Consider the following 8,494-nt stretch of genomic DNA (forward strand, 5'->3'; position numbering starts at 1 on the left):
CGGCTGGGGCCGGGGGTGCCTCGTCCGCCGGCGGGGCCAGATGCTGCGGTTCGTGATCCGGCTCGATGTCGCCGGCTGCTTGTTCCACCGGTTCGGGACCCGGGTCCTCGGATTTGTGTTTCGGACCGACCGGTTCATCGCCGTCGGCGGCAGCGTCCACCTCGATGTGCTCGGTGTCCTCGTGCTCGCCCAGCAGGGCATCAATGGCCACCGTCTGCTCCGCATCCTGGTTCTGCCCGGCCTGTTCGTGCACGGCATGCTCGCCGACGTCGGCGTCGTCCTGCGCATGTGCCGAATCGTGCGGAAGGTGCATCTGCGGTTCGACATCCTGCTCACCCATGAAGAACACCGGGCCATGCCAGTCATCGGGGACCCGGGAGACCACGGCCACCACCGCCGGCTTGCGGCGGGACTGGGCCATGGCCTCCAGCAGGTCCAGCCAGCTGGAGTCCTCCAGACGGTGGCGGTCGGGAGAGTCGAAGACCGACAAGCGCACCTGGTGGTACTCCTCGCTCAGCCGCGCCATGATGTCCAGGCGGGTCAGCGGATCGAGGGCATCCACCATTCGCTGGCCACCTCGGAAAAGCCGTGCTGGTTCAGCCAGGAGTCAATTCCGCGCTTGCGCCAGATCGGCACCGGCACCAGGGAGAGGTCCTCGGCCACCAGGTCGCGCACCTTCAGGTGGGGTTCCGGGGCGTTGATTTCCGGTGAGTCCACCAGCGCGCTGTGCTTGCGCAACAGCTTCAGGCTGTCCTGGCCTTCCCAGCTAGCCGTGCCGGAGCTGGGCTTCATGCGTCCGGAGAGCACCAGGCTCAGTGCGGTGCGTGAGAGCGCCGGTTCGGCGACTACCAAGACCACCTCTCCGCGCTCTACTCGCACGGTGGTTGGAGGGCAGATGACGCCGTGGCGACCGTCCACGGAAACAGAGTCAGCAAAAAGCATGAAACAAGACTAATTGAACTGACCGGTCAGTTCAATTAGCAAGGCTGTTTTCTCACTCACACGCAGGAGTTTCACAGGTCATGCCGGTGATGCGGTCAGCTTCCGCGGCTACGGCACTACGTCCGAACGCGGGCCCTTAGCTATCGGACAGCAGCTCTTGGCTCCGAGTGTACTGGTAGCCAAACTCGGTGGCTACCGATTCCAGGGTCAGCTTTCCGTCGTGGGTGTTCAGGCCGTTGGTCAGGCCCTCGTCTTCCCGCATGGCCTGCGCCCAGCCCTTGTTCGCGATGCGCAGGGCGTAGCAGGGTTGCGTTGGTCAGGGCCGCCGTCGACGTCTGCGGCACGGCGCCGGGCATGTTGCCCACGCAGTAATACAGTGCATCGTGGACCTTGAAGGTCGGATCGTCATGCGTGGTGGGCCGCGAGCCTTCGAAGCAGCCGCCTGATCAATCGCGATATCCACCAGCACCGAGCCCGGACGCATCCGCTGAACCATGTCCAGGGTCACCAGCTTCGGTGCTGCGGCTCCGGGGATCAGCACCGAGCCAATCACCAGGTCCGCATCGGCGACCTGCTCGGCGATGGCCAGCTTGGTGGACGCGAGGGTCTTGACGCGTCCGGCGTGGGCGGTGTCGATTTCCTTGAGCCGGGCCAGGTTCACGTCAATGACGGTGACGTCGGCGCCAAGTCCGGCACTGGCCACCGCGGCGTTCTCGCCGGCCACGCCACCACCGATGACCACGACCTTGGCCGGGCGGGTGCCGGGCACCCCGCCCATGAGGATCCCGGAACCGCCCGATGGATGCAATAGGGTGACGGAACCGATCTGGGCCGCCAGCCGCCCGGCGACTTCGCTCATCGGCGCCAACAACGGCAGCGTCCGACCCCGGGTGACCGTTTCATAGGCGACCGCGGTGGTTCCCGCGGTGAGCAAGGCGTCGGTGCATTCCCGGGAGGCGGCCAAGTGCAGGTAGGTGAAAAGGACCTGGTTCTCGCGCAGCAGCGGGTATTCGCTGGGCGTTGGCTCCTTAACCTTGAGCACCAGTTCTCCGGCCTCGAAGGCCGCAGCCGCATCTGGAACCAGGCGGGCGCCGGCCTGGCTGTACTGCTCGTCGCTGATGCCCGAGCCGATGCCCGCCTGGGTTTCGATGACCACTTCGTGGCCGTGGGCAACGAATTCGGCAACGCCGGCCGGGGTGATCGCCACCCGGTGCTCGTTGTTCTTTGATTCCTTGGGCACGGCAATGATCATGGAACGTTCCTCCTTGGCGGCGAGCAGTCAAGCCCTGAAGTGTTAATCCTCCACGATACGTTCGGGCTCTGAAGTGTGCTCGAAGATGACGCAACAAAGAAGAGAACAGCTTCAGATGGCTCTGGGGCATGACCGCCCCTTGGTTCCGCGAATGCGGAGGCGGTACCAAGCGCCAATGCCTGAATGGAATAAGGGGATCAAAGCCAGTCGGACAAGCGCTCCCGGTCGGAGCGGCAGCGGGGAGCAGGGGAGTTAGGTTAAAAGCAAGAATCCCGGGAGCTTGAAAGCTTCCCGGGATTCTTGAACCTGTGCGCCCAAAGGGATTCGAACCCCTGACCTTCTGTTCCGTAGACAGACGCTCTATCCAGCTGAGCTATGGGCGCTTATTGAGTTGTTGTCGTCGTGACGATTGAATAACTATACACGGGCGAAGGCGGGCTCGCGAACCGGAACGGTTCAAAGTGCCGCGATTCACTTCCACGTCCTCCAGTCCAGTGCGTGGGCCCGGGTGCTTGGCGCGAGAAAGATGTGACAGGATCCGACGGGGCGGAGCGAGGGCGCCCGGGTGGCTGGGCCGGGGTGGGCCTCCTTGGAAGCTGAGAACGGGAACAAAAAATCCCGGAACTCGCCGTTGCGATGTTCCGGGATTTGCTGGTGCGCCCAAAGGGATTCGAACCCCTGACCTTCTGTTCCGTAGACAGACGCTCTATCCAGCTGAGCTATGGGCGCGTATTCTTTTATTTGGCCCGCAGGTGCGAACCTCGAATAACTATACAGGCCAACCGCCCGGCCTCCAAATTGGCTCGGCGGGGCGCCGGTATCTCGGTTTTTTACTTTTATTGAGGACCGAAAAAGGGTACCGGTCTACGTGACCTTCGTCACAGTAAAAGCTGGTTGGTGCACCAGTCTTCCCCGAATTCACGGTGTTTTTATTCTAACGATGTTGACCATCCCCGGATTCTGCGGCTTGGGTCACAAGCGGCCGAAAACGTTGACCCCCTAGCCTTGAACTATTGCAAGTTCAGCCCAATGGAGGGAATGGATAATGAGCACCAGCTCCGATCAGAACGTACTCGATGCAGCACCGACCACCCACGCGAAGTTGGCGGCTTGGGTTGAGGAGGTTGCGGCACTGACGAAGCCTGATCATATCTATTGGGTTGATGGCTCCCAGGAGGAGAACGACCGCCTGTGCGGCGAGCTGGTTGAAGCCGGCACCCTGGTCAAGCTCACCGACCCGAACTTCCCGAACTCCTACGCGGCCTTCTCCGACCCGGCCGACGTGGCCCGCGTCGAGGAGCGCACCTTCATCTGCTCCGAAAAGGAGGAGGACTCGGGCTTCACCAACAACTGGGAAGACCCGAAGGTCATGAAGGAGCGCCTGACCGGACTGTTCGATGGCGCCATGCGTGGACGCACCATGTACGTCATCCCGTTCGTCATGGGACCGCTGAATGCCGAGCAGCCTGCTTACGGTGTGGAAATCACCGACTCGGCTACGTGGTCGCCTCAATGCGCATCATGCCAAGATCGGCGATGAGGTCCTGCGCAAGATGGAAGCCGAGGACGCCTTCTTCGTTCCGGCCATGCACACCGTCGGTGCCCCGCTGGAGCCGGGACAGAAGGACGTGGCCTGGCCGTGCAACGAGGAGAAGTGGATCGTGCACTTCCCCGAGGAGCGCTCCATCTGGTCCTACGGTTCGGGCTACGGCGGCAACGCGCTGCTGGGCAAGAAGTGCTACTCGCTGCGCATCGCCTCGGCGATGGCCCGCGACGAAGGCTGGCTGGCCGAGCACATGCTGATCCTGAAGCTGACCAGCCCGCAGGGCAAGTCCTACAACATCGCTGCCGCCTTCCCCTCGGCCTGCGGCAAGACCAACCTCGCGCTGCTGGATCCGACCATCGACGCTGGAAGGCCGAAACCCTGGGCGATGACATCAACTGGATGCGTCCGGGCAAGAACGGTGAACTGCGCGGCGTGAATCCGGAGTACGGCCTGTTCGGCGTCGCCCCGGGCACCGGCTGGTCCACCAACCCGAACGCCATGCGCGCCATCACCAAGGGCAACTCGATCTTCACCAACGTCGCGCTGACCGATGAGGGCGGCGTGTGGTGGGAAGGCATGACCGACGAGGCCCCAGCCCACCTGATCGACTGGAAGGGCAATGACTGGACCCCGGATTCCGGGCGCAAGGCCGCCCACCCGAACTCCCGCTTCTGCACCCCGATCGACCAGGTCGATATGCTCGCCGAGGAATACTACTCCCCGGACGGCGTGAAGATCGATGCGATCCTCTTCGGCGGCCGCCGCAAGACCACCATCCCGCTGGTGACCGAGGCCCGCACCTGGACCAACGGCATCTTCATGGCTCGACCCTCTCCTCGGAGACCACCGCCGCCGCCTCCGGGGCCACCGGCGTGGTGCGCCGCGATCCCATGGCGATGCTGCCGTTCATCGGCTACAACGCCGGTGACTACCTGAACCACTGGGACCGCATCTCGCAGAAGCTGAACCCGGAACAGATGCCCAAGATCTTCCTGGTCAACTGGTTCCGCCGCACCGCCGAGGGTGGCTTCGCGTGGCCCGGCTTCGGGGACAACTCCCGCGTGCTGAAGTGGGTCATCGAGCGCATCGAGGGCACCGCCGAGGCCAAGGAAACCGCCGTGGGCTACGTGCCAACCGGTGATTCCCTGGACCTGACCGGCCTGGAAGGCTTCACCTCGGATGACGTGGAGGTCGCCGTGAAGGTTGACACCCAGGAATGGCTCGAGGAAGTCGAGAGCATCGAGGAATGGTACGCCAAGTTCGGTGAGGCACTGCCGGACTCGCTGCGCGCCGAACTTGACGGCCTGAAGGAGCGCCTGAGCGCCTAATCCGGCTCCCGGACAAAACACCTACCCTGCGGAAGAATCATTGATTCCGCGGGGTAGGTGTTTTAAGCGCTCATCCACCGGCAAGTTCCCGGGGCGCCAAGTTCCCGGGGAGCACAAGCCCGGGCCGGAAAGAGGGCAGGGAGCTAGCCCCGGCGGGGGCGATGCCGCGCGTCGGCGGTGGACCAGTAGGCGCCCAGCGCCAGGAGCAGCCCAACCAGTGCGGTCACCGAGAACGCGACCGGGGAATCTTCCCCGCCCAGCCCCACCAGCGGGCTGACCAGTGCGCCGGCCAGGAACTGTGCGCAACCCAGCGCAGCCGAACCGCTGCCCGAGGTGCGTCGCACCTCCTCCAAGGCCAGGCCGGTGGTGTTGCCCATGACCAGGCCAACGGGAGCCACCATAAAGAAGATCACCACCGCCAGGATGGGGGAGCGCACCCCGGAAAACACCAGGGTGAGCATCACCAGGCTGGAAACCAGCAGGATCACCAGGGCCACCCCCACGGTGCGGCGCAAGGGGACCCGCAGCGCCAACCGGGCGGAGATCAGGCCGGAAAGAATCAGGCCCAGGGAATTGACACCAAAGCACAGGCATAACCGGTGGGGCTGAATCCCATGACGTTCTGGTAGAGGAACGGGGAAGCCGAAATGTAGGCCATCATCGCTCCGAAAGTCGCCGCGAACTGGACCATGTAGCCCACGAACCGGCGCTGGGTCAGCACCGTCCCCAATGGCCCGAACAGTGCCCCGGTGGAACGGGCCGCGGCCGGGTGGGTTTCACGCACCACCGCAAACGAGCCCAGGGCCATAAGCCCCGCCGCCCCGGCCAGCACCCACAGCACCGCGCGCCAGCCCCCGGCATGGCTACCGCGGCACCCAGGATCGGGCGACCGCCGGAGCGACACCGCCGATGGTCATCAGGATCGAAAAGATGCGTGCGGTGCGCGGCCCGGAGGTGACGTCGGAAACGATGGCCTTGGAAATCACCAGGCCCGCCGCAGCACCCACGCCCTGGATGCCGCGTGCGGCAATGAGCATGGGCAGGCTCGGGGCCAGCGCGGCACCGATCGAGGCCAGCACGAACAACAGCGTTCCGTAGCGCAGCGGAATGGTCCGTCCCCAGCGGTCGGAGAACGCGCCCCACAGCAGCTGCCCCAGCGCCATCCCGATCAGGAAGGTGGTCAGCGTCAGCTGCACCCCCGAGGCGGTGGTGGAGAACTCGTCCTGCATTGCCGGGAAAGAGGGCAGGTACATGTCCGTGGCCAGCGGCCCGGTTGTGCCCAACAGCACGATCACCATAAACAGGGCAGCGGTCAGCCGGGAGGCGGAGGGGGAAGATGACATATCTGCCATTCTAAATGTGGCCCTGGTCGGGGACCGCGGCCGGCCTGGCAGGTTACGAAGCGCCCGTTCGGGCACCCACGGGGTAACCGGAAGCCGGGGGATTGGAGGCCGTGGCGTCGGGGCCCTCCAACCAGGCCACGCACGCCCCGGCCAGCGCAACCAGCTCGATGCCCGCCAGCGCCACCGGCGACAGGGCCTGATCCAGCAGCAGCCACCCGATCAGCGTGCCCATGGCCGGGTCAATGGCGAACAGGGTGCCAATCACACGGGCCGAGGAAATCCGGGCCGCCAGGGTGTCCACCGCGTAGGGGATGGCCACCCCGATCAGCGCGCTGAGCGCCAGCATCATCACTGTCCCCCGGAGACCTCCGCCACCCGTGGAACCCCGAAGGGCAGGCTGACCAGCGCCGCAACCGTGACTGACAGGGCCAGGGAGGAAATCGACTCCGAATCCTGTTTGCCGACCTTCTCCGCCAGCAGCGTATACAGGGCAAAGCACAGTCCGGCACCCAGACCGAAGGCGAAGCCCAGCAGATCGAAATAGCCGCCGGGCCCGGCTATCAGGATCACGCCGGCCAGGGCCAGCAATGCCCACAGGGCCTCGCGCACGCGCCGACTGAGCACCAACGCCACAATGGCCGGACCCAGGAAATCAAGGGTCACCGCGATCCCCAGCGGCAGATGCTCAATGGCCTTGTACAGCAGCAGGTTCATCGCTGCCATCGCGATCCCGTAGCCGGAAATGGCTGCCCACTGCCGGGCACTGCGCCCGGTGAGCCGGGGACGGAAGAAGGCCAGCAGCATCAGCGCTGCCAGCACCAGGCGCAACGAGCTGACTGCCGGGGAGCCCAGCGAATCAAACATGCTCGCGGACACGGCGGAGGAGAGCTGGATCCCCAGCGAGCCGATCAGCACATACAGTGCCGCCCGCGCGCCGGGGTGCGCCGGGGCTAACGCCGACGCATTCTTGTTCGTGGACAACAGCTCACTCCTTTGGGACGGGGCGGGACGTCACATCCCGGGGAGCCGGAGGACGGATGGAGGATGCGCTCCGACTTGAGCCTGAGTAAAGAATTCGTTGCGCTCACGGCGCACCGGTGGGTGCAAACTCCCCTACCTGTGAAAGTATAGTCACATGGTTTTGGCGCGATTGATCCTCGGGTTGTTGTGCTTGTCGCCGATGACCGGCTACGAGCTGAAGAAGCACTTTGACTCCTCCATCAACCACTTCTGGAACGCCGACAAGGCGCAGATCTACCGCACACTGGCTCAGCTGGTGGACAAGGGCTACGCCACGGTGCGCACCGTGCCGCAAAGCAACTACCCGGATCGCCAGGAACACCACATCACTCCCGAGGGCCGCCAGGCGCTGCGCCAGTGGCTGGGGGACGGGGTGGCCCGCGGCACCGAACGCGACCCGTTCATGGGCCAGGTGTTCTTCGCCGCGGAACTCGAACGCGAGGAAATCCAGGATCTGCTGGCCACCCGGCGGGATCAGACCCAGTCCACCCTGGATGACTACCTCTCCCAGCGGGAGGGCATCGACATGCGTGCGGCCGCCGACCGGCGCAGCTTCCTGATGGCCGCCACCTTGGACCACGCCATCCGCCAGCAGGTGGCCGAAATTGAATGGCTCGACGCGGTAATGGAGTACCTGCCATGACTGATAAGAAGAACCCCGAGGGCCTGGGCCCGAACCAGAAGAAACCGACCGGCCAGCCCGCCGGCGAGCAGCCAACGGCGGCCGGGCAACAGACCGGCAATAGGCAGCCAGCCGAGGGTAAACCTCAGCAGGCAGCGCCGCAGACCAAGGACGCCACCGCCGCAGGCAACCAGGCCAAGGGCAGTCGGCCCCAAGACGCGGCAGACAAGACAGCTGCCGCCAAGGCGAGTGCGGCAAAGCCGGACGCAGCAAAGGAGCCGGTGAAGGAAAAACCGGCCGCCAACGTCTCTACCGCGAAGGACTCGGGTCAGCAGGCCGCCGATGGGCCGAAGCCGGCACCCCAGAAGTCGTCGCCGACCAAGCCAGCGAAGAGCAAGCCGGCGAAGAGCAAGGCGGCACAGGAGGGCTCGAAGCAGCCGG

Annotated in this window: 7 protein-coding genes, 2 tRNA genes and 4 pseudogenes; 3 read left to right on the plus strand and 10 right to left on the minus strand. The window is 64.9% G+C overall.

Annotated elements, in window-relative coordinates:
* The 5 genes and pseudogenes from JCM19049_RS05320 to JCM19049_RS05340 form a co-directional block, all read right to left on the minus strand.
* Positions 1–565 (minus strand): annotated as a pseudogene (locus tag JCM19049_RS05320) (hypothetical protein); the annotation flags it as partial.
* Positions 541–858 carry a hypothetical protein gene (locus JCM19049_RS05325; protein ID WP_279402523.1) on the minus strand — a complete coding sequence of 106 codons (318 nt, stop codon included), beginning with the start codon at positions 856–858 and terminating at the stop codon, positions 541–543. The gene JCM19049_RS05325 and the pseudogene JCM19049_RS05320, both read right to left, overlap by 25 nt.
* Positions 859–1,078: 220 nt before the next feature.
* A pseudogene (ald, locus tag JCM19049_RS05330) lies at positions 1,079–2,194 on the minus strand (alanine dehydrogenase).
* A gap of 309 nt (positions 2,195–2,503) precedes the next feature.
* Positions 2,504–2,577: transfer RNA gene (locus tag JCM19049_RS05335), tRNA-Arg, on the minus strand.
* A 269-nt stretch (positions 2,578–2,846) separates the two neighbouring features.
* Positions 2,847–2,923 (minus strand) — tRNA-Arg (locus tag JCM19049_RS05340).
* 316 nt (positions 2,924–3,239) lie between these two features.
* Here JCM19049_RS05340 and JCM19049_RS05345 point away from each other — a divergent pair.
* A pseudogene (locus JCM19049_RS05345) lies at positions 3,240–5,068 on the plus strand (phosphoenolpyruvate carboxykinase (GTP)).
* Positions 5,069–5,211: 143 nt separating this feature from the next.
* Here the strand turns inward: JCM19049_RS05345 and JCM19049_RS05350 are convergent.
* The 5 genes from JCM19049_RS05350 to JCM19049_RS05365 are packed head-to-tail and all read right to left on the minus strand — an operon-like array spanning position 5,212 to position 7,392.
* The gene (locus JCM19049_RS05350) at positions 5,212–5,601 is read right to left on the minus strand and encodes a hypothetical protein (RefSeq protein ID WP_054821046.1); all 390 of its coding nucleotides are present in this window, start codon (positions 5,599–5,601) and stop codon (positions 5,212–5,214) included.
* A 26-nt stretch (positions 5,602–5,627) separates the two neighbouring features.
* Entirely contained in the window at positions 5,628–5,909 is a 282-nt protein-coding gene (locus JCM19049_RS05355) for a hypothetical protein (RefSeq protein ID WP_054821047.1), read from the minus strand.
* Positions 5,910–5,931: 22 nt separating this feature from the next.
* On the minus strand, positions 5,932–6,411 hold the full coding sequence (locus JCM19049_RS05360; protein WP_054821048.1) for an MFS transporter: 480 nt from the start codon (positions 6,409–6,411) through the stop codon (positions 5,932–5,934).
* A 52-nt stretch (positions 6,412–6,463) separates the two neighbouring features.
* Positions 6,464–6,760: a hypothetical protein gene (locus JCM19049_RS18815; RefSeq protein WP_279402524.1), complete on the minus strand. Its 297-nt coding sequence runs from the start codon at positions 6,758–6,760 to the stop codon at positions 6,464–6,466.
* Positions 6,760–7,392: a hypothetical protein gene (locus tag JCM19049_RS05365; protein ID WP_279402525.1), complete on the minus strand. Its 633-nt coding sequence runs from the start codon at positions 7,390–7,392 to the stop codon at positions 6,760–6,762. The genes JCM19049_RS18815 and JCM19049_RS05365 overlap by 1 nt, the downstream gene beginning before the upstream one ends.
* A gap of 154 nt (positions 7,393–7,546) precedes the next feature.
* Between JCM19049_RS05365 and JCM19049_RS05370 the strand changes: the two genes are divergently transcribed.
* Both JCM19049_RS05370 and JCM19049_RS05375 read left to right on the plus strand, forming a co-directional pair.
* On the plus strand, positions 7,547–8,074 hold the full coding sequence (locus JCM19049_RS05370; RefSeq protein WP_054821049.1) for a PadR family transcriptional regulator: 528 nt from the start codon (positions 7,547–7,549) through the stop codon (positions 8,072–8,074).
* Positions 8,071–8,494, plus strand: a pseudogene (locus tag JCM19049_RS05375) (hypothetical protein); the annotation flags it as partial. The gene JCM19049_RS05370 and the pseudogene JCM19049_RS05375, both read left to right, overlap by 4 nt.

The sequence above is a fragment of the Arthrobacter sp. JCM 19049 genome, assembly GCF_001310435.1.

Bases quoted from the DNA above. Each gene is read 5' to 3' on its own strand.
- JCM19049_RS18815 (WP_279402524.1), bottom strand. From the start codon at position 6,760: ATGATGCTGGCGCTCAGCGCGCTGATCGGGGTGGCCATCCCCTACGCG.
- JCM19049_RS05360 (WP_054821048.1), bottom strand. From the start codon at position 6,411: ATGTCATCTTCCCCCTCCGCCTCCCGGCTGACCGCTGCCCTGTTTATG.
- JCM19049_RS05370 (WP_054821049.1), top strand. From the start codon at position 7,547: ATGGTTTTGGCGCGATTGATCCTCGGGTTGTTGTGCTTGTCGCCGATG.